The organism is Natrinema pellirubrum DSM 15624 (assembly GCF_000230735.2).
GTDB lineage: Archaea > Halobacteriota > Halobacteria > Halobacteriales > Natrialbaceae > Natrinema > Natrinema pellirubrum.
In genome coordinates this window covers 3,557,984-3,576,668 of sequence record NC_019962.1, presented here as the reverse complement: position 1 = coordinate 3,576,668, position 18,685 = coordinate 3,557,984, and the positions used below count along the sequence as shown (strand labels likewise).

Genomic DNA, 18,685 nt, shown 5'->3' with positions numbered 1-18,685 from the left:
TTAGGCCGGCCTAAAAATACAAAAACGTTCCGACTGATGGCGTCACGTCCGGCTGTCCGGAAGCGCCCGCTTCGGCAGTACCTGCAGTTCGGGCTCGTACTCGACGGTGGCCTCGACGCCGAAGACATCGGCGAGCAACTGTTCCGTCACGACTTCCTCGGGCGGCCCCCAGTCGTAGAGTTCGCCGTCGCACATCGCGACCAGATAGTCCGCGAACCGGGCCGCCTGTGAGATGTCGTGGAGAATGACCGCGACCGTAACGCCCCGTTCCTCGTTCAGTTGTCGAATCGTCTCGAGGACGCGGAACTGGTGGTGAATGTCCAGAAACGTGGTCGGCTCGTCGAGCAACAGGACGTCGGTGTCCTGTGCCAGCACCATGGCGATCCAGGCCAGTTGCTTCTGCCCGCCGCTCAGCTGACCGAGTTCCGACTCCCGGAGGTGGTCGATCCCCGCCAACTCGATCGCACGTTCGACCGCTTGCTGGTCCTCCTCGCTGACGCCGTCGAAAAAGCCCCGATGCGGGTAGCGGCCGTGATAGATGAGGTCCTCGACCGAGATCGAGCCGAGCGAGTCGTTCTCCTGCGAGAGGACACCCATTTCGCGCGCCAGTTCCTTGCGACTGAACGCATCGAGGTCCTTGCCGTGTATCTGTACGGACCCCGCGTTCGGCTCGAGATGCTTCGAGAGCGCCTTCAGAAGGGTACTCTTCCCGCTGCCGTTGGGTCCAACAAGCGCGGTCACCGCTCCCTCGGGGATGTCGAGGCGCGCGCAGTCGACGATGGTTTCCTCGCTCGTCGGATAACTGAGTTCGAGGTCGTCGCCGACCAGTGCGCTTTCGACCGCGTTGCCGTCGTCGTCGGTGATCCGCTCCTGTTCTCGATCCGCGCTCTGCTGTGTGCGTGACATTATAGCTCACCCATCGATTGCTGTTTCCGCATCAGATAGAGGAAATACGGGCCACCGATCAGTCCAGTGACGACGCCGACGGGCATCTGGGCCCCACCCAGCGCGAGTCGCGCACCGACGTCGGCGGACACCATCAGTGCGGGTCCGGCGAAGAGACACCCGATCATCAGGCGTCGGTAGTCCCCACCGACCGTGTTCCGGACGATGTGGGGGACGACGAGGCCGAAGAAGCTGACGATACCGGCGACGGCGATTGCGGCGCTGGCGGCCACGATCGCGACGGCCGAGAGAGAAAACCGGACCCGTTCGACGCGCATACCGAGGGATCGAGCGGTGCTTTCACCCAACATGAGGACGTTCAACTGCCGTGCACCGGCGAGCGCGATCGCGATCGCCACGGCTGCTGGCAGGATTGCGATCCGTACTTCTTCCCAGCCGGTGCCCGTGAGCGACCCCGTCAGCCAGGCGATCGCCGTCTGGACGACGCCCAGATCGTCCGCGAAGAAGAACAGCCCCTGCTGGAGCGACTGAAAGATCATGTTTACGACGACGCCCGCGAGTACGAGTCGGACGGGGCTCGTCCCACCCTTCCAGGCGATCGAGTAGACGGTCAGGAACGCGACCGTCCCGCCCAGGGCGGCGATCAGCGGCAGGAACGGCGTGAGGCCGCTAAAGACGACCAACGTCGCCAGCACGGCGAATCCAGCGCCGGAACTGACTCCGAGTACGAACGGACTCGCCAGTTCGTTCCGCGTCACGGCTTGGAAGATCGCACCGGAAATCGCAAGCGTCGCGCCGGCGATGATCGCGACGAACACCCGCGGCATTCGGAGGGTCCAGACGACGATGCTCGCGGTACTCATCTCCGGCAGGTCCGTCCCGAAGAGGAACGCCGACCAGGCGTGGAGGTTGAATATCACGCTGGGTTCGAACACCGCCTGCCAGGCCTCGAGGAACGTCATCGAGTACTCCCCGAAGCTCACCTGGACGAGTCCGGCGACGACGGTGATGACCGTACTCGCCAGACAAAAGAGGACGAGCCGCCCGGTTACCCATCCCTCCCGCTCTCGGGCGGACCTGTGCCCCTCGACCGACTGCGCTTCTCCCATCGCATTTAGGTGTGCCTAAAAGACGTTTAGTAGTTGCGGTTGCAGAACGATGTGACAATCGCTGCCACCAGCCGGAGTCGGTCGGTTCTCTCGACTCGAGCCGCACGACGGGCCGTGCCGTTACTCGAGCAACTCGATTTCGTCGTCGCCGTTTGGCACCGCACAGATGAACGCGCCCGGCCGGTCGCTCTCGTTGCGGTACCAGTGGACCGTTCCCGCCGGGATGAGCAGCGAGTCGCCGGCTTCGACCTCGTACTCCTCGTCCTCGAGTCCTACGGTGTACTCGCCCGCGAGGACGTACTGTTCGTGTTCGACGTCGTTGGTGTGTTTCGGGACCTCGGCGCCGGGCTCGAGGACGAACCGCCGGATCGCAAACGTCGGCGCGCCGTGGTCGTCGTTGAGCAGGACGGCCTTCTCGAGGCCGTCGGCCGCGTCGACGGTCTCGTACTCGAGGTCCGCGCCGCGGCGAAGCAGTGGCTCGGTCATACTGCACGTCGGTGGCCGAGCCGGAAAACCGTCCGGGTTCGCCGAACGCCGAGCCCGTTGGGAGGGTTGGCCTTCCCCGAGTGCAGCCGAGTCAGGGCCTTCGAACGGCCAGCGCGAGGAACGCGATGCCGAAACAGCCCGCCAGCAGAGCGACGTACGAGAGGATCACGAGTTCGTCACCACCCTGCTCGAGGCCGAGGAACACGGCGCCGCCCGCACCGGTGAGCGCGCCGACGCCGAAGACCGCGAGGAGGACGCGTTCGGCCCGGCTCTGCTGACCCGTCGACGCCGTCTCGCGCGTGGCGGCATCGAAAGCCGTTTCGCGTTCTCGTATGCGTCACGGGGCATCACAACGGACGACGGTGCCGTCACGCCTCTCGTCTTGGTGGCGTACGACGGGCGGAGAACGACAGTTTCGACGGCCGGGACGCGGAAGGCGCGAACCGCTGCGAGTTCCTCGAGCGCGAACGACCGGCCGTTTACGCGGACCGTTCCTGTCTCCGGATCGATCCGTCCGCGGGACGTGAGCAGCCACGTCACGATCCCCGTTCCGAACGGAACCGCCACGAACGCCGCCAGCAGCACCGTCGGAACCGTCACGATCGCATGGGGGTGATCCGCCACGTACCGCCTTTCGTGTCACTGAGGTATGAAATCATGCTCGAGGACGAACCGTCGGTCGCGACGGGCGGCACGCCGCGGTCGTCGACGAGGGCTGAGATCGGCTCACAGCGCGCGCCGGAGTTTGGTGGCCAGATACCAGAGCCCGCCGATGGCACCGGCGACGAGTGCAAGGTTGAAGGCGATGATGAGCAGTTCGGGCGGACCGATGGAGAGGACTGGCATATACGCTCGTTCGCACCAATCGCTATTACCTTCTTGCCATCGTGTCGCCGTTCTCCTGCTGCGGTCGTAGTGGTCGGGTCGACCGGCCTCCGTCAGTCGCGACGGCGCTGTCGCTCAGGAGTGGTAAAATACTGCAGTCAAGTGCCGATACCGTTACGAATCCGCGTTACAGGCGCTCGACGTTCGTCGCGCGCGGGCCCTTGGGGGCCTGCTCGATGTCGAACTCGAGTTCCTGTCCTTCCTCAAGGTCCGGGCCGCCGATGTCTTCCATGTGGAAGAACACGTCGTCGTCCGCGTCCTCAGTCTCGATGAATCCGTAGCCGCCAGTGTCGTTGAAGAAATCAACGGTTCCTTTCGCCATTGCTTCTAAAGAGAACGGCCGGTGGGTATTAAACCCTATGACTCCGGAGTCGTCTCGAGAACTGTCGGAGACGACGCGCTCGGGCCCTCAGATACTGTCGCCGTCCTCGAGTCGCTGGACCGAGATAGCGATGAAATACACGAGCATGAACACGAAAAAGCCCCCCGAGAGGCCGACCAGTTCCACCGTTCCCACGCCGTCGGGGTTGATGAGGGCGAAGGCCGCCATCCCGACGACGAACACGGCGATGATGAAGCCGCCGACGGCGTAGTAGAAGCCGAGATCCGACTCGAGTCGTTCGCGCATGCCTGTCCCTTTCGGCTCCCAGTATAAGTATTCGGAGTCTTGGGAGCCGAAGTACCTTATAGCCGCCGCGGCAACGAACGCGTATGGCGGAGTACGAGCTGGACGCGGTCGACCGGGAGATCCTCTACGCGTTACAGGAGGAGGCACGGAACCTCTCCTCCAGCGAGATCGCCGACCGGACCGACGCCTCCTCGAGTACGGTCCGCAAGCGCATTCAGCGACTGGAATCGGAGGGTGTCATCAAGGGCTACAGCGCCAACATCGATTACACGAAGTCCGGCTATCCGATCCGGATGCTGCTGTTCTGTACGGCACCGATCCCCGACCGCGGGGAGTACATCGACGACCTGCTCGAGATTTCGGGCGTCGTCTCGGTGCAGGAGTTGATCACGGGCGAGCGGAACCTCCTCGTGACCGTGGTCGTCGAGAACGACAGGGCCGTCACGCCGATCGCACAGCAGATCGCGGACATGGGACTGACGATCACCGACGAAGTCCTCGTCCGCAGTCATCGATCGACCTCGTTCGACGAGTTCTCTTCCTAACGCGGTCGTCGGGAACCCGGCCTCGACAACCGGCTCGAGGGGACCGAGCCCGCGGGCTTCGTATCGACAGCCGGAGGCGACTCCGGCATGCGATTCAGCCGAAAGCCGCCGGCTCGGCGCTCGAGCGGCCGGTTACGAACGATCGTAACGGCCCGCACCGCCGACTAACGAACGATTTGTTCGAACCGAAGGCTATAATAACCGCTCTGTTCACGTATGGGGTAGAGACGACCGGTTACGCAAGTGTTGCCGTGAACGACACGTCGCGACGGGACCCGATCCCGTGCTGGTCGACTACGATACATGACCGAGGACACAGCAACGATCGACGACGACGTCGCACAGCGCCCCGAACCGACGCCGCCGCGTTCGGCCGTGCCGCGAGCGTCGACCTGGACGGTCTGGACGCTCTTTCTGGCCAGTCTCGCCGTTCTCGCGCTGACGGTTCGAGGGGGTGCCGGCTGGGAGTTTTCGACGCTCCTGCGGGTTGACGGATTGACCGCGGTCATGTGGGTCGTGGTCACGTTCTTCAGTGGGATCGTCCACAGCTACTCGCGGCGCTACATGGCCGGCGACCGTGACATCGAGCGGTTCTTCGGTCGCGTGTTCGGCTTTACCCTCGCCGTCATGACGATGACCGCGGCGAACCACGTCGCGCTGTTCGTGGCCGCGTGGCTGGCGATGGGCCTGCTGCTGGCCGGTCTCATCGGCCACGTTCGCGACTGGCCACAGGCCCAGGCCGCCGGCCGGGTCGCCCGCCGCTATTTCCTCGCCAGCAGCGCCCTGCTCGCCGGCTCGGTGGCGCTGCTCGCCTGGGCAACCGGCGCGATGACGCTTACCGGTATCCTCACCGGGCTCGAGGGTGTCTCGCCGACGGTCACGCTCGTCGCCGCCGCGGGGGTCGTCCTCGCGGCGATGGTCCAGTCGGCGCTCGTGCCGTTTCACGGGTGGCTGCTGTCGTCGATGACCGCGCCGACGCCGGCGTCGGCCCTGATGCACGCCGGGTTCGTCAACGCGGGCGGGGTCCTGTTGACCAGGTTCGCGCCGCTGGTCGGCAACGAACTCGCGATCATGTCGGCGATCGTCCTCGTCGGCGCGGTCAGTGCCCTGCTCGGGCAGGCGATGATCCTCGTCCAGACGGACGTCAAGCGCAAGCTCGGCAGCTCGACGATCGCCCAGATGGGCTTTATGTTACTCCAGTGTGGGCTCGGCTTTTTCGCCGCGGCCATCGCTCACCTCATCCTGCACGGTTTCTACAAGGCGTATCTCTTCCTCTCGTCGGGGGCCGGTGTCGAGCGCGTAGCTCCCAAAGACGCGGGCCACACCGAACTCGGCTTCTCCGGGATCGCCGTCAGCCTCGTGACGGCCGTCGGCGGCGGCGCGCTCTTTGGCATCCTCACCGGGAAGGCGACGAGCCTGACGCTGAACAGCGGGACGATCCTGACGCTTGTCGTGGTCCTGACGACGCTAACCGCGGCTCGGGACATCCTCCGGCGCTCGACCCTGCCGACGGCGGTCCGGTTCGTCAGCGTCCCGCTGGTCGTCCTGACCGCCATCGGTGGCTACGCCGTGATGTTCAACGCCGTCTCCTCGATGCTGTCCGGCGTCCCGATGACCCACGTCTCGACCGAGCTGACCGTCGTCCACTACCTCGTCGTCGCCCTCTTCGTCGGGGCGTATCTCGTCGCGGAACTGGGCTGGTATCGCTCGAGCGAACGTCTCTACGTCGCCCTGCTGAACGTTTCCCAACCCGATCCGTCGACCGTCCTCACCAACACGGAGGAATACAATGACGCGTAACACCGACGATGCCCGTCGCATCGAAACGAGTATCGACCGCGCGGCCGAGCGCATCGGTTCGGTCTGGCCGCTGCACTCGTTCGTCACGGCCAACCCCCTCTCGGGGTTCGAGGACGAACCGTTCCACCGGGCCGTCGCGGAGGCCGAGGAGCTGTTCGGCGGCCGGGGCTACCCCCACCCGTCGGTCTTCCGCCGCGCCTGGGAGTCCGGCCGGATCGATGCCGACACGCTCCGTGCGGAACTGGCGTCCCACGGGATCGAGCGCGATCCCGAGACGCTGCTCGAGGAACTGGCCGACGCCGAAGCGGCCCGCGACGCCGCCGACCCCGATGACGCGACCGAGGCCGTCGACCGAGTCCTCTCGAAGTGGCTCGCGGCCTTCCTCGACGAGGGACAGGCCAAGTGGCCGATGCCCAACCGCGAGGATGGGTTCTATCAGGCGTGGCGCGCGGTGGCCCCCCACGATGGCGACGTGCCCGGCCCCGCCGACGCCGACGACCTCCCCGAGACGGCAATCGAGGCGCTCGAGTCGGCCCTCGGCGACTACCCCGAGGGGCGCTGGGTCGAGATCCTCGAGGCCCATCTCGCGGCGCTGCCGGGCTGGAGCGGGTTCATCACGCAGCGGACCGACGACGCCGTCGATCCGTGGCAGGAGCAGTACCCGATCACGCTGGCCCAGTACCTCGCGGTGCGGCTGACGATCACGGATCTGCTCGACGCGCCGATCGATCTCGACGCCGGCGACGGGATCGACGCCGATACCGACGAGGTCCCCCTGCCCGAGATCTGGCTGACTGCCTGGGAGAAGAGCTACCGCGAGCGACTCCTCGACGGGATCGACGACGCCGTGACCGGTCCCGAAGCCGCCGGGGACGGCGGTCGTCCGGCCGCCCAGCTCGTGTTCTGTATCGACACGCGCTCGGAAGTGATCCGCCGCCACGTCGAGACACAGGGTCCCTACGAGACCCACGGCTACGCGGGCTTTTTCGGCGTGCCGATGCGCCACCGCGGCTACGAGGCCGCGGCCGATACCGACGCCTGCCCGCCGATCGTCGAGCCCGAACACCGGATCGTCGACCGGCCCGCCGACGCCGAGTCGGCGGCCGCCCGCGACCGCTGGACCGGACTCGCCACGGCCGCGCGCAAGCACTTCAAGACGCTCAAGTCCAACCTCGTCGCGGCCTTTACCTTCGTCGAGGGGGCCGGCAGCGCCTACGGCTCGGCGATGGCGGCTCGCACGCTGTCGCCGTCGACGATCGCCACACTCGAGTCGGCTATCGCGGAGCGCGTTCCGAGCCGCCACGAGGCCGCCGCACCCGCCGTCGACTACGACGCCTACGACGATCACGACCACGCCGACCACGACCTTCCACAGGGGATGAGCCACGAGGCGAAAGTCGAGTACGCTCGGAACGCCTTCGAACTCATGGGCTGGACCGAGTTCGCCCGGCTGGTCGTCTTCACGGGCCACGCGAGCGAGACGACGAACAACCCCTTCGGCTCGAGCCTCGACTGCGGGGCCTGTGCCGGCAACCCCGGCGGCCCCAACGCCCGCGTCCTCGCGGCGATCTGTAACGACCCGGACGTCAAGGCGGCACTGCGCGACCACGGGATCGATATCCCCGAGGACACCGTCTTCCTCGCGGGCGAACACAACACGACGACCGACGAGATCACGCTGTTCGACGACGACGACGTGCCCGAGAGCCACCGCGCGGACCTCGAATCCCTGCGCGAGGACCTCGCCCGCGCCCGCGCCGAGGCCGCCGCCGAGCGCACCGCGTCGGCCGACGACGAGGCGGCCGTCAACGAGGTCGAGCGCAAGGCGGCCGACTGGGCCGAGACCCGTCCCGAGTGGGGGCTGGCCGGCAACGCCTCGTTCGTCATCGGGCCGCGTGAACTGACCGCCGACCAAGACCTCGACGGCCGCGCGTTCCTCCACTCCTACGACTGGTCCGTCGACCCGGACGGCGACGCCCTCGAGGCGATCGTCACGGGGCCGCTCGTGGTCACCCAGTGGATCAACAACCAGTACTACTTCGCGACGGTCGACAACGGCGTCTACGGGAGCGGCTCGAAGGTCACTCAGAACCCGGTGGGCAACGTCGGCGTCGTCCAGGGCAACGGCGGCGACCTACTGACCGGCCTGCCGTTGCAGTCGCTCAAACTCGACGACGAGCGCCCGTTCCACCAGCCGCTGCGCCTGACTGCGGTGATCCACGCGCCCCGCGAGCGCGTGACCGAGATCCTCCGCGACCACGAGGACGTCAGGGAACTGCTCGACAACGGGTGGATCGGCGACCTGACCGTCGTCGATCCCGAACGCGACAACGAGTCGTTCCACTACGCGGGCGATCTCGAGTGGGCGAGCCATCGCGAGGAGGCGATCCCGGAGGCGGCGACGCCGACGGAGACGACGCCGGTCGCGGAGTCGACGGCCGACGACTGACGCACCTCACAGTCGCCGTCACTCCACCGATCCGTCGCCGTACAGCAGACTTTTCACCGCCGACTCGTCGCCCGACGGCACCCGTTCGGCGAGGACGTCGGGATCGGTCTCGCCGTCGACGCTGACGAGATACGCACGCCCCGGCTCGTCGCCGTAGACGCCCTGAAAGTCGTAGACGAAGCCGTAGACGTCGACCCGGTCCGGGATCTCGTCGGCGGCACACAGCGAGCGGGCCTGATAGTCGACGTTGTACTCGACGAGCCGGTTGATGACGGCCTCGTCGTCGGCCGTGCGGTCGATCAGCCCGCTCTCGAGGGCCTCTTCGATCACGGGGACGAGCATATCGACCCACTTGTCGACGCCGCGTGGCCCGGGCGGATCCCCACCGGTCGCGACCCGATAGGCGGCGGTGACCGCCCCACACCCGGTGTGGCCCACGACGGCGATGGCGTCGGTCCCGGTGTGGTGGATCGGATAGAGGACGCCACCGTCGACGATCCGTTCCCCGTTGTCGTCGTCCCAGACCTGATTCCCGATGTTGCTGGGCGTAAAGATCGTGCCCGGCCGATCGACGCCCCACATCCCCTCGTGAGAGACCCGCGAGTCGGAACAACAGACCGCGACGACGGACGGGTGCTGGCCGGTCTGGACGTCCGCGAAATGCTCCTCGGGCAGCGACTCGACGTGGCGGCGGTTCCCGGCGAGTAGCCGCTCGAGGGTATCGCGATCGGTTCCCATACTCGACCTACACGAACGGTGATGAAAAAGGTTCGAGGCCAGTATCCCGTCGTGGGAAGACGACGTTCGCGCCGATGGCGCGAGGTTCCGCGAGCCCAATCTTCACCTATGACCGTCTCTATGAGTGAGTATGGCAGAAACCAGACAGTGGCAACTTGCTAGTCGTCCCGTCGGCGAACCGACTCACGACAACTTCGAACTCGTCACCGTCGACCGGCCCGAACCCGACAACGGTGAGGTACTGGTCGAGACGCTCTATCAGTCGGTCGACCCGTACATGCGCGGTCGCATGCGCGACGCGGAATCGTACGCCGAACCCTGGGACGTCGGCGACCCGATGAAAGCCAGCGTCGTCGGCGAGGTCGTCGAGTCAAACAGCGGCCGGTTCGACGAGGGCGATATCGTCACCGGCGAGCTGCTGTGGGCGGAACACGCCGTCGCGGACGCGAACGAACTCCAGCGAGTCAACCCCGACCACGGACCGATCTCGACCGCGCTGGGCGTCCTCGGAATGCCCGGCGTCACGGCCTACTGGGGGCTGAACGACGTCGGTGACCCGAAACCCGGCGACACGGTAGTCGTCTCCGCCGCGGCGGGTGCCGTCGGCTCCGTCGTCGGTCAGCTCGCCCGCCTCGCGGGCGCTCGCGTGGTCGGCACCGCCGGGAGCGAGGCGAAGATCGACTGGCTCACCGACGACCTCGGCTTCGACGCCGCGATCAACTACAAGGAGACCGACGACCTCTCGAGCGCGATCGACGAGGCCTGTCCCAACGGCGTCGACGTCTACTTCGACAACGTCGGCGGTCCGATCACCGACGCCGTCTGGCCCCGGCTGAACGTCGACGCCCGCGTCGCGGTCTGTGGCCAGATCGCCCTCTACAACGAGACCGAGGTGCCGACCGGCCCGCGGAAACTCGCCAAACTCATCGAGTCCCGCGCGACGGTCGAAGGACTCCTCGTCAGCGACTACCAGCCCCGGTGGGGCGAGGCCCTCGAGCGACTCTCGACGTTCGTTCAGAACGGCGACGTGCAGTACCGCGAGAACGTCGTCGAAGGCTTCGAGAACGCACCCGACGCCTTCCTCGGACTGTTCGAAGGGGACAACATCGGCAAGCAGTTGGTGCAGGTCGCCGAGTACGAGGCGTAAGCCGCGCCTCGCCGGCGGCGGTCGTTCCGGTTCTTCAGATGATGTCAGGAGTCGCCGGATACGACCACGCCTCGCCGTCGGCAGCCTTGACCGCGGCGATGGCACAGAACGCCAGATCGACGACCGGCAAGAGCAGTACCGGGACGATGCCGATGACTGCGAGGACGAGGACGGCCGAGACGAGCATGTAGAACGTGAACGCGATCTGCCAGTTCAGCGCGTTCCGCGCGTTCTCCTCGACGAACGGGTCGTCGGTCGCGATGAGGACGATCAGCGGCCCGATAGCCCACGTGAATATCGCGAGGACGTGGGTGAGTGCCGCCATCGTCGTATCCCCGTCGGTCCGGCGGCTCGAGCCGTATTCCGTCCGCGAGTCGCTTCGCGAACCGTCCGAGCCCCAGCTACTCTCCTCGCTCGAGACGCCCCACGAATCGTCGTCGACTGCGTCACCGCACTCGCTGCAGTAGTTCGCGTCCGGCGAGAGCGAGGCACCACAGTTCGGGCAGCTGTCGGGAACCATGGTCTCACATCGAGTCGACGGACAAATAATTGTAGCCCGACCGGTCCGCTCGATCGCGGTCAGTCAGTCAGGCCGTAGCCGATCTTGAACAGGTAGACGTCGATCGCCAGCACCGCCGCAGTGGCGGTCGTCAGGACTCCAAGCGCGAACAGCGGCGCGAAGTCGGCGTAGGGCGCGGGCAGGACGCCGACACCGATCAGGTCCGAGTGGCCAAGCAGCCCATAGCGGACGCTGTCGACCATGTAGACCATCGGGTTCAGCAGCGAGAGGGTTATCTGCCAGGCCTGCTCGAACGTCTCGAGCGAGTAGAAGACCGCGCCGAAGAACACGAGCGGCCGGAGGATGAACTGGTTCATGACCGTCAAGTCGTCGAAGTCCCGGGCGACGAGCCCGCCGATGATACCGAGCCCGGCGAACAGCGCCGTGATGACGACCATCGTCGCGATCAGGAACAGGCCGTGTTCGATCCCGATCGGGACGAACAGCCGGCCGACGGCGGCGATGATGATCCCGACGACCAGGCCACGCACCGCGCTGGCACCGACGTAGGCGACGACCATCTCGGCGTAGGACAGCGGCGAGGTCAGCGTCTCGTGGATGTACTCGTTCCACCGCCCGTGGAAGATCGAGAACGAGGCGTTCTCGAAGGCGTTCGAGATCGCCCCGAGGACGATCAGCCCGGGGACGATAAAGAGGATGTAGGGATAGCCCGCGATCTCGTCGATCCGGCCACCCAGGATCACGCCGAAGACGGCGAAGTAGAGGACGTTCGTGATCGCCGGCGGCATGAACGTGTTCTTCGGCCGGCGGACGAATCGCAATACCTCGCGCCGAAAGAGCGCCCGGAAGCCGACCGACAGCATCAGGCGACCCCCTCCTGTTCGCGCTCCGGTTCACGGCCTTCGGCGGCGCTCTCGCCGTCCGCGCTCTCAGCCGACGACCGCGTGACGGTCCGGTCCTCGCTGCGGGTCAGATCGACGAAGATCTCCTCGAGCGAGGTCCGCGTGATCTCGAGGTCGGCGATCTCGAATCCGCGGGCCTCGAGGTCGTTGAGCAGCCGCGGCGCGGTCGCGCCGCCGTCGTCGACCCGGACCTCGAGCCGGTCGCCCGACACCGTCGTGTCGTGTGCGTAGGCCCCGAGATCGGGGACGGTCGAGGGCTCGGACTCGAGGCGAACGGCGATCGTGTCGGTGCCCCGTTCTTTCAGCTCGTCGGGAGTCGCGACCGTTACCTTTCGGCCTTCGTTCATGATCGCGACCCGGTCACAGAGCCGTTCGGCCTCCTCGATGTAGTGGGTCGTCAGCAGGATCGTCGTCCCCTCCTCGTTGAGTTCGGTGACGAGGTCCCAGAGGTCGTGGCGGAGTTGAACGTCGACGCCGGCGGTCGGTTCGTCCAGAATGAGGAGATCGGGATCGGTGACGAGGGCTCGAGCGAGCAGGAGCCGACGTTTCATCCCGCCGGAGAGCCAGTCGAAGCGTTCGTTTCGCTTGTCGTAGATCCCGACCCGTTTGAGGACCTCGTCGGCGCGCTCGGCGGCCTCGTCCTCGGGGATCCCGTGGTAGCCGGCCTTGTGCAGCAGCACCTCCTTGATGGGGAAGAAGCGATCGACGTTGAACTCCTGGGGGGCAAGGCCGATGGCGTCGCGAGCTTGCCGATAGTCGTCCTCGACGTCGTGACCGAAGACCCGGGCGTCGCCGCCGGTCTTGCGGACCAGGCCGACCAGCGTGTTGATAAACGTCGTCTTCCCCGCCCCGTTGGGGCCGAGCAGGCCGAAGAACTCGCCTTCCTCGACGGTCAGTGAGAGTTCCTGCAGCGCGCGGAGATCGCCGTACTCCTTCACGAGATCGACGGTTTCGATGGCCGGTGGCATCGCCATGGCATCGGCCCCCGCCGCGGTTAAGAATGTTGGTATCGGCACTCGAGCCGGCCGATACGGCCGATATCGTTGCTCACACTGGGGGCGCTCAGTCCGCGGTTCGGGGCCGGCTTGAGGGCGCGATCGAACCGCTTTGCTGGACGATATCGAGGGCGGTCATCACGTCGCTGCGCGAGATCAGCCCGACGAGATCGCCGTCTTCGGGTTGGGGTTCGCCGAACGACCCGCCCGCATCGGGTACCTCGACGACGAGGAGTCGGCCGATCCCGTGTTCCTGCATCCGTTCGATCGCCGTCATGGCGTCCGAGTCCGGCGTGATCGTCTGCAGATCGGTCGTCATCACGTCCGCGACGGTGTAGGCCTCTCGTTCGACCTGGTCGACCTCACGGGCGTCGGACAGGGCCACGAGCCCGACGAGGCGCTCGCCGCCCGCGCCGCGTTCGACGACCGGGTAGCCGGTGTGTCGCTCTCGGAACATCCGTTCGATCAGTTCCGCGACCGTCGTGTCGGGGTCGACCGTGTGGAGGTCCTCGACCGGCGTCATGATGTCGTCGACGGTGACGTCCTGAAAGGCCGCCTTCATCGTCACCTGCTGTGCCTCGCCCGAGGCGGCGATGAAGACGAAGAAAGCGACGCCGATGAGGATGATGTTGAGCGCGAACAGGCCGAACAGTCCCATCGCGACAGCGAACAGTTTCCCGACGCTGGCGGCCTGCTGGGTCGCCTGCGCGTAGGGGCGGCGACGGGCCAGCAGCGCGCGCAGCACGCGGCCGCCGTCCATCGGGAACGCGGGGAGCATGTTGAAGACGGCGAGTGCGACGTTCAGGATCGCGAGATAGCCGAGGACGAACCGCGTCCCGCTAAGCAGTCCCGGCGACGCTCCGCCGAGGATTTCGGGCGTGAGGACGAAGAGACCGTAGGAGCCGATACCGACGAGGACGCTGACGATCGGCCCCGCGATGGCGATGTTCAGTTCCTGTCGCCAGTCTTCGGGCATCTCCGAGAACGAGGCGATACCGCCGAACAGCCAGAGCGTGATCGAATCGATCGGGAACCCGTACCGCTGGGCCGTCAGCGAGTGACCCAGCTCGTGGAGGATGACGCCGACGAACAGGCCGACGGCGGCTGCCAACCCGAGGAGCCACGGAATCGGCCCGCCGGTGATAGCCCCGACGTCGATCCCGGCACCGAGCGCCTCGTTGAGGAGTTCGGAGACGGGCTCGATCCGCGTGCCGATCAGGTACGCAAACAGCGGCAACACGAGCAAGAACGTGAGATCGAGCTTGATCGGGATCCCGAACAGCGAGCCGATCCGGAAACTTCTCATAGTCGTTTCTTTCGGCGGCGGACCCTTAAGCGCGCCGACGACCCGACATCGGCGGCCGACGCCCCGCGACGCTCGACCGGTCCGACCGCTCGAGCGGGCTATAGGGATATATAATTGCAATAATACTACCTAGCGTCTCGATACTATACCTCCCATAGCGTTATATGCAAGTTCGTGGTTTCGTGTTCGTACACTGATGGAAACGACAACTCCCTCACCGCGTGTCGACGAACTGCCGGCCGAACTCGAGTCCGCCCAGTCGAAACTGGTCTATCTCTACGTGCGGGCGACCGACGGGGCGACGGCGACCGACCTCCAGCAGGCGCTTGGCCTCCGGAAACTGGCGATCCTCAGCGTCGTCGGCTCGCTCTCGAGCCGGGGGCTGATCGAGGAAACCGAGGCCGGCTACGTGGCCGCGGCCGCTACGACCGACCCGATCACGGCGTAATCTCCCGACAGCGACGGACGCGGCGCTTCGAAGCCTTTATCCGCTCGGTGGGCTTCCGTTTTCGTAAGTAACCACCATGTCCGACAAACCTGCCTCCATGTACCGGGAGATCAGTAAGCCGGCCTACACGCGCCGCGAATACATTACCGGCATCCCGGGTTCGAAGATCGCACAGCACAAGATGGGCGACGCTCAGGCAAACGCCGAGGACTACCCCGTCCAGATCAGCCTCATCACGGAAGAAGAGGTTCAGATCCGCCACGGGAGCCTCGAGGCCTCGCGCCTCTCGGCGAACCGTCACATGCTGAAAAACGCCGGCGAGAACAACTACAAGATGGTCCTGCGCAAGTTCCCCCACCACGTCATCCGGGAGAACAAGCAGGCGACGGGCGCAGGGGCAGACCGTGTCTCCGACGGGATGCGCCAGGCATTCGGGAAGATCGTCGGCACCGCCGCTCGCATCGACGCCGGTGAGCGCATCTTCACCATCTGGTGTGACGTCGACGACGCCGAATTCGCCAAGGACGCCCTGCGGCGCTCCTACAACAAGATCTCGCCGCCGTGTCGCGTCGTCGTCGAGCGTGGCGAAGAGCAGCTGATCGCCTAGAAACCACCTTTTACGCTGCGCTCGTTTCGCGCCGGGAGCGCCGTTGGCGCTCCGCGGCGCGCCGTCGCTCGGTAAAAGCTGGACCAAAAGCACTCCTCCCTCCGTTCCGAACGCATAGCGTTCTCCACATCGGTCGTCGGCCCGCTCGCTCGCGCCTGCGGCGCTCACTCGCGGTCGGATCGGATGAGCGCCAGCCCTCCCCCGTTGAGCGGACACGTAGTGTCCGCGATGCTCGGAAGAGCTTGCTCTTCCGTAGGGTCGCGCGGCTCTCGCGTCTGCTCGAGCCGCTCTCCCGGCCGCCAGATCTCGAGCGGAGCGGTTCCTCCTCGAGCAGTTTTTTGCCTCCCTCGCCCCGAGTCCCACGTATGATCGATCTCGCGGTCGCGAACGACCAGGAGACGTTCGGGCGGATGCGAGAGCCGCTGGCCGAGCGGGGGATACGGGTTCATCACGTGCCCGCGAGCGAGCGCGTGGTCCCGCTGGGGGACGACGCGCCGTGGACGGCCGGCGACTACGACGTCGGCTTCGTCTACCCCGGCCGGCTCATGGAAGGGGGGGTTGCCGACGCCCTGCTCGAGATTCCGTGGCTCAACGACCACGAGGCCGTGCTGACCTCGCGGAACAAGGCCGAAGTGATCGCGCGCCTCGAGCGAGCCGACCTCCCGGTGCCGCGGTCGGTGTACGTCTCGAACGACGTCGGCGAGGACGAACTGGCGGCGGTCTTCGACCGCTTCGAGCCGCCGGTGGTCGTCAAGCCAAACTCGACGACGCGGGGGACCGGCGTCGCGAAGGCCCACGATCTCGATTCCTTCCTGGGGATCTGTGACTACCTCTCGCTGGTCCACGACTACCGGGCGACCGGCGACCGCTCCTTTCTCGTCCAGGAGTACCTCCCGAACGCGACCGATTACCGTGTCATGGTCCTCGAGGGCGAGTACGTCGGCGCGGTCGAGCGACGACTGCCCGACGACGCGATGCAGGAGGGCCAGTGGAAACACAACGTCCACCGCGGGGCCGAGGCTACCGGCGTCGATCTCCCCGCGGAGTGGCGCGCACTCGCCGAATCCGTCGCTGCCGAACTCGAGATTCCGTTCCTGGGTGTGGACCTGCTCGAGACCGACGACCGGCTGGTAGTCAACGAGACGAACGCCCGCCCGACGATCGACGCCGAGACGAAGTACGAGCCGGACTTCTACGACCGGCTCGCGACCGCGATCCGGACGGCCGCGGAGTGACGGTCGCCGGGACTCCGAGTGCCCCTCCGGGGCGTCCCTCGAACCTCCACGTACGCGCGCGAACGAACAACGTCCGTCCTGCAGTGGTGTGCGCAGTCGAGACCGTCGTGCGAGGGTTGAGTGTGAGTGAATACAGAAGCGACTGAATCACGGTGACGAGACGGAAAACGGGGGATCGACCGCGACTGCCCGACTACTCGAGACTGATGTCCGAGGACTGTTCGGCCCGATCGAAGACGACCTCGAGGACGCCGTTGTTGTAGGTCGCCGAGGCGGTGTGTTCGTTCACGGGCGACGGCAGGGAGACGCGCTCGTCGTACTGGCGGTGGTCGCTTTCCGCGGAGATAGTCAGGGTCGTCCCGTCACACTCGAGTTCGATGTTGTCCTTCTCGACGCCGGGGAGGTCGGCGACGACCCGGACCTCGTCGTCGGTCTCGTGGATGTCGACGTGGGTGTCCATACCGAAGCCGTTCTCGACGTCGCTCGAGGAGTCGAAATCGACGTTCGCGTCCGCGCCGTTCATCATCTCGTTCATCATCCGCTCGATCTCGCGAAACAGGTCGTCGAAGGGTTCGTCGCGGTCGTCTCGGCGCATGTGGCGGTCTAGGGGACCGCGTGGCAAAAACTTTCTGTCGTCGCTATAGGATCGGTGGCCGGGTTCGATCGCCGGTACCCGGACCCGATGCCGCCCCGGTATTCTCGAGGCCTCGAGCGGTCCTCGAACCCCGTCCCGAGAACCGGCGTTTCTCGCGTCTATAGTCCAATACCGAGCGTCTCGTTGGTCGTTGCGATGCTCTCAGCGGCGTCGGCGCTGCCGGTCACGGCACGGATCGCGTCGACGTTCTCGGGGACGACGTCGCTCTCCTGGTGGATCCCCTGGAAGAGATAGAGGTCGTCGCCGACGGTCGAGATCGACTCCTCCCAGATGCAGTTCTCCCAGATGTCGCCGCGCGGGCGACCCGCGTCCATCGCGTACTCCTTGAGTTTGCCGCTCCCGTCGATGTCCATCCGCTCGGGGATCAGGAACAGGCGCGACTCGTCGGCCAGCAGTTCGCGGACCTCGGCGGCGTCGACCTCCTCCTCGAGCGTGACGTTGAGGCTGTGCATGTGCATCAGCGTCGCGGGCACCTTCATCCCGAGCGTGTCGATGTCCAGCTCGGGGAAGATGGTCTCGACGTCCGGACCGTGGTGGGACGGGATCGTCACCGGGTTCGGCAGGATGTCGTTGATCGGGCCGCGCGAGGTCTGTCCGGGGTCGCCGCCGCGTCGAACCAGCGTCGCGCGGACCTTCTCGACGCCGTATTCCTCGCGCAGTGGGGCGATGACCCGCGAGAGACCGGTCGTGTTACAGGAGACGACGCGGACGTGGTCGGCGTCGACGGCGTCCTCGAAGTTCGAGCGTGCGTTGAAGCTCGTCTCGACGAGGTCGGCGTCCTCGCCGCCCTGGTAGAGCGCCGGCGTGTCGTACTCCTCGTAGAGGTCCTTGTTCTGGGCACCGATACCCGACGGCGTGGCGTCGACGACGACGTCGGCGTCGGCCACGAGGTCCTCGACGGGACCGGCGATCTCGAGGCCGGCCTCGTCGAACAGGTGTTCGCGCTCCTCGACGGCCGCATACAGCGGGAATCCCTTCTCGACCGCCGTCTCGGCCTCGAAGTTAGGGCGGGTCTTCGCGACGCCCAGTACCTCCATGTCGGGCTGCTGTCGGACCGCGTCCGCGACGCGTTTGCCGATCGTGCCGTAGCCGTTGATCGCGACCTGTTGCATATGCTCGGGAGTGGACCACCGAGCGGGATAATCGTTTCGAGCCGTCACAGTCGACGTTTACTCGGATCGGAGTTTTCGATCCCTCTCGAGGCCGATCTCGGCGCTCGGACGGCGCGCTCGAGCCGCCGATCCACCGCGTCGGAACTGGACGATTGCATGCCGGCGACGGGCCGAGGGCAAGACATATCGGCCCGCTTACCCCAAGGTAGTGT

Annotated in this window: 19 protein-coding genes; 7 read left to right on the top strand and 12 right to left on the bottom strand. The window is 66.2% G+C overall.

Annotated features, from left to right (window positions below; all coding sequences use genetic code 11):
• Positions 1 to 42 precede the first annotated feature (42 nt).
• From NATPE_RS17340 to NATPE_RS17315, 5 genes are all read right to left on the bottom strand, one after another.
• Positions 43 to 906, bottom strand: a complete 864-nt coding sequence (locus NATPE_RS17340) for an ABC transporter ATP-binding protein (RefSeq protein ID WP_006182891.1) — start codon at positions 904 to 906, stop codon at positions 43 to 45.
• Complete coding sequence (locus NATPE_RS17335; RefSeq protein WP_006182890.1) at positions 906 to 2,015, bottom strand: FecCD family ABC transporter permease; 1,110 nt, start codon at positions 2,013 to 2,015, stop codon at positions 906 to 908. Before NATPE_RS17335 ends, NATPE_RS17340 begins: the two co-directional genes overlap by 1 nt.
• 120 nt (positions 2,016 to 2,135) lie before the next feature.
• Positions 2,136 to 2,501: a cupin domain-containing protein gene (locus NATPE_RS17330; protein WP_006182889.1), complete on the bottom strand. Its 366-nt coding sequence runs from the start codon at positions 2,499 to 2,501 to the stop codon at positions 2,136 to 2,138.
• A 1,012-nt stretch (positions 2,502 to 3,513) separates the two neighbouring features.
• Entirely contained in the window at positions 3,514 to 3,708 is a 195-nt protein-coding gene (locus NATPE_RS17320; RefSeq protein ID WP_005554588.1) for a cold-shock protein, read from the bottom strand.
• A gap of 87 nt (positions 3,709 to 3,795) precedes the next feature.
• Positions 3,796 to 4,014, bottom strand: coding sequence for a hypothetical protein (locus tag NATPE_RS17315; protein WP_006182887.1), 219 nt, complete (start codon positions 4,012 to 4,014; stop codon positions 3,796 to 3,798).
• 83 nt (positions 4,015 to 4,097) lie between these two features.
• Here NATPE_RS17315 and NATPE_RS17310 point away from each other — a divergent pair, with 83 nt between their 5' ends.
• The 3 genes from NATPE_RS17310 (at position 4,098) to NATPE_RS17300 (ending at position 8,808) form a co-directional block, all read left to right on the top strand.
• On the top strand, positions 4,098 to 4,559 hold the full coding sequence (locus tag NATPE_RS17310; protein WP_006182886.1) for an Lrp/AsnC family transcriptional regulator: 462 nt from the start codon (positions 4,098 to 4,100) through the stop codon (positions 4,557 to 4,559).
• Positions 4,560 to 4,862: 303 nt separating this feature from the next.
• Positions 4,863 to 6,359, top strand: coding sequence for a proton-conducting transporter transmembrane domain-containing protein (locus NATPE_RS17305; RefSeq protein ID WP_006182885.1), 1,497 nt, complete (start codon positions 4,863 to 4,865; stop codon positions 6,357 to 6,359).
• Positions 6,349 to 8,808: a DUF2309 domain-containing protein gene (locus NATPE_RS17300; protein ID WP_006182884.1), complete on the top strand. Its 2,460-nt coding sequence runs from the start codon at positions 6,349 to 6,351 to the stop codon at positions 8,806 to 8,808. The genes NATPE_RS17305 and NATPE_RS17300 overlap by 11 nt, the downstream gene beginning before the upstream one ends.
• A gap of 18 nt (positions 8,809 to 8,826) precedes the next feature.
• Here the strand turns inward: NATPE_RS17300 and NATPE_RS17295 are convergent, their stop codons facing one another.
• The gene (locus tag NATPE_RS17295; protein ID WP_006182883.1) at positions 8,827 to 9,546 is read right to left on the bottom strand and encodes a carbonic anhydrase; all 720 of its coding nucleotides are present in this window, start codon (positions 9,544 to 9,546) and stop codon (positions 8,827 to 8,829) included.
• Positions 9,547 to 9,676: 130 nt separating this feature from the next.
• Between NATPE_RS17295 and NATPE_RS17290 the strand changes: the two genes are divergently transcribed.
• A complete protein-coding gene (locus NATPE_RS17290; RefSeq protein WP_006182882.1) occupies positions 9,677 to 10,693 on the top strand; it encodes an NADP-dependent oxidoreductase in 1,017 nt (338 codons plus the stop codon).
• Between the two features lie 34 nt (positions 10,694 to 10,727).
• Here the strand turns inward: NATPE_RS17290 and NATPE_RS17285 are convergent, their stop codons facing one another.
• From NATPE_RS17285 to NATPE_RS17270, 4 genes are all read right to left on the bottom strand, one after another.
• Positions 10,728 to 11,213, bottom strand: coding sequence for a zinc ribbon domain-containing protein (locus tag NATPE_RS17285; RefSeq protein WP_006182881.1), 486 nt, complete (start codon positions 11,211 to 11,213; stop codon positions 10,728 to 10,730).
• Positions 11,214 to 11,272: 59 nt separating this feature from the next.
• Entirely contained in the window at positions 11,273 to 12,076 is an 804-nt protein-coding gene (locus NATPE_RS17280) for an ABC transporter permease (protein ID WP_006182880.1), read from the bottom strand.
• Positions 12,076 to 13,083 carry an ABC transporter ATP-binding protein gene (locus NATPE_RS17275; RefSeq protein ID WP_049804959.1) on the bottom strand — a complete coding sequence of 336 codons (1,008 nt, stop codon included), beginning with the start codon at positions 13,081 to 13,083 and terminating at the stop codon, positions 12,076 to 12,078. Before NATPE_RS17275 ends, NATPE_RS17280 begins: the two co-directional genes overlap by 1 nt.
• Before the next feature lie 94 nt (positions 13,084 to 13,177).
• Positions 13,178 to 14,416 carry a site-2 protease family protein gene (locus NATPE_RS17270; RefSeq protein WP_006182878.1) on the bottom strand — a complete coding sequence of 413 codons (1,239 nt, stop codon included), beginning with the start codon at positions 14,414 to 14,416 and terminating at the stop codon, positions 13,178 to 13,180.
• A 196-nt stretch (positions 14,417 to 14,612) separates the two neighbouring features.
• Between NATPE_RS17270 and NATPE_RS17265 the strand changes: the two genes are divergently transcribed.
• The 3 genes from NATPE_RS17265 to NATPE_RS17255 all read left to right on the top strand — a co-directional run bounded on the left by NATPE_RS17265 (position 14,613) and on the right by NATPE_RS17255 (position 16,706).
• Positions 14,613 to 14,864 (top strand): hypothetical protein, encoded by a 252-nt coding sequence (locus tag NATPE_RS17265; protein WP_006182877.1) that lies wholly within the window; start codon positions 14,613 to 14,615, stop codon positions 14,862 to 14,864.
• 76 nt (positions 14,865 to 14,940) lie between these two features.
• A complete protein-coding gene (locus NATPE_RS17260; RefSeq protein WP_006182876.1) occupies positions 14,941 to 15,471 on the top strand; it encodes a 50S ribosomal protein L16 in 531 nt (176 codons plus the stop codon).
• A gap of 365 nt (positions 15,472 to 15,836) precedes the next feature.
• A complete protein-coding gene (locus tag NATPE_RS17255) occupies positions 15,837 to 16,706 on the top strand; it encodes an ATP-grasp domain-containing protein (RefSeq protein WP_006182875.1) in 870 nt (289 codons plus the stop codon).
• Positions 16,707 to 16,899: 193 nt separating this feature from the next.
• Here NATPE_RS17255 and NATPE_RS17250 read toward each other — a convergent pair whose 3' ends face one another.
• Positions 16,900 to 17,301 carry an Hsp20/alpha crystallin family protein gene (locus NATPE_RS17250; protein ID WP_006182874.1) on the bottom strand — a complete coding sequence of 134 codons (402 nt, stop codon included), beginning with the start codon at positions 17,299 to 17,301 and terminating at the stop codon, positions 16,900 to 16,902.
• 158 nt (positions 17,302 to 17,459) lie between these two features.
• A complete protein-coding gene (locus tag NATPE_RS17245; RefSeq protein WP_006182873.1) occupies positions 17,460 to 18,473 on the bottom strand; it encodes a type II glyceraldehyde-3-phosphate dehydrogenase in 1,014 nt (337 codons plus the stop codon).
• Positions 18,474 to 18,685 lie beyond the last annotated feature (212 nt).

What these genes read in the sequence shown, in the direction of transcription:
- NATPE_RS17270 (WP_006182878.1), bottom strand. Translation starts at nt 14,416, where the DNA reads ATGAGAAGTTTCCGGATCGGCTCGCTGTTCGGGATCCCGATCAAGCTC.
- NATPE_RS17260 (WP_006182876.1), top strand. Translation starts at nt 14,941, where the DNA reads ATGTCCGACAAACCTGCCTCCATGTACCGGGAGATCAGTAAGCCGGCC.
- NATPE_RS17245 (WP_006182873.1), bottom strand. Translation starts at nt 18,473, where the DNA reads ATGCAACAGGTCGCGATCAACGGCTACGGCACGATCGGCAAACGCGTC.
- NATPE_RS17340 (WP_006182891.1), bottom strand. Translation starts at nt 906, where the DNA reads ATGTCACGCACACAGCAGAGCGCGGATCGAGAACAGGAGCGGATCACC.
- NATPE_RS17280 (WP_006182880.1), bottom strand. Translation starts at nt 12,076, where the DNA reads ATGCTGTCGGTCGGCTTCCGGGCGCTCTTTCGGCGCGAGGTATTGCGA.
- NATPE_RS17335 (WP_006182890.1), bottom strand. Translation starts at nt 2,015, where the DNA reads ATGGGAGAAGCGCAGTCGGTCGAGGGGCACAGGTCCGCCCGAGAGCGG.
- NATPE_RS17305 (WP_006182885.1), top strand. Translation starts at nt 4,863, where the DNA reads ATGACCGAGGACACAGCAACGATCGACGACGACGTCGCACAGCGCCCC.
- NATPE_RS17265 (WP_006182877.1), top strand. Translation starts at nt 14,613, where the DNA reads ATGGAAACGACAACTCCCTCACCGCGTGTCGACGAACTGCCGGCCGAA.
- NATPE_RS17295 (WP_006182883.1), bottom strand. Translation starts at nt 9,546, where the DNA reads ATGGGAACCGATCGCGATACCCTCGAGCGGCTACTCGCCGGGAACCGC.
- NATPE_RS17250 (WP_006182874.1), bottom strand. Translation starts at nt 17,301, where the DNA reads ATGCGCCGAGACGACCGCGACGAACCCTTCGACGACCTGTTTCGCGAG.
- NATPE_RS17255 (WP_006182875.1), top strand. Translation starts at nt 15,837, where the DNA reads ATGATCGATCTCGCGGTCGCGAACGACCAGGAGACGTTCGGGCGGATG.
- NATPE_RS17275 (WP_049804959.1), bottom strand. Translation starts at nt 13,083, where the DNA reads ATGCCACCGGCCATCGAAACCGTCGATCTCGTGAAGGAGTACGGCGAT.
- NATPE_RS17300 (WP_006182884.1), top strand. Translation starts at nt 6,349, where the DNA reads ATGACGCGTAACACCGACGATGCCCGTCGCATCGAAACGAGTATCGAC.
- NATPE_RS17320 (WP_005554588.1), bottom strand. Translation starts at nt 3,708, where the DNA reads ATGGCGAAAGGAACCGTTGATTTCTTCAACGACACTGGCGGCTACGGA.
- NATPE_RS17290 (WP_006182882.1), top strand. Translation starts at nt 9,677, where the DNA reads ATGGCAGAAACCAGACAGTGGCAACTTGCTAGTCGTCCCGTCGGCGAA.
- NATPE_RS17310 (WP_006182886.1), top strand. Translation starts at nt 4,098, where the DNA reads ATGGCGGAGTACGAGCTGGACGCGGTCGACCGGGAGATCCTCTACGCG.
- NATPE_RS17330 (WP_006182889.1), bottom strand. Translation starts at nt 2,501, where the DNA reads ATGACCGAGCCACTGCTTCGCCGCGGCGCGGACCTCGAGTACGAGACC.
- NATPE_RS17285 (WP_006182881.1), bottom strand. Translation starts at nt 11,213, where the DNA reads ATGGTTCCCGACAGCTGCCCGAACTGTGGTGCCTCGCTCTCGCCGGAC.
- NATPE_RS17315 (WP_006182887.1), bottom strand. Translation starts at nt 4,014, where the DNA reads ATGCGCGAACGACTCGAGTCGGATCTCGGCTTCTACTACGCCGTCGGC.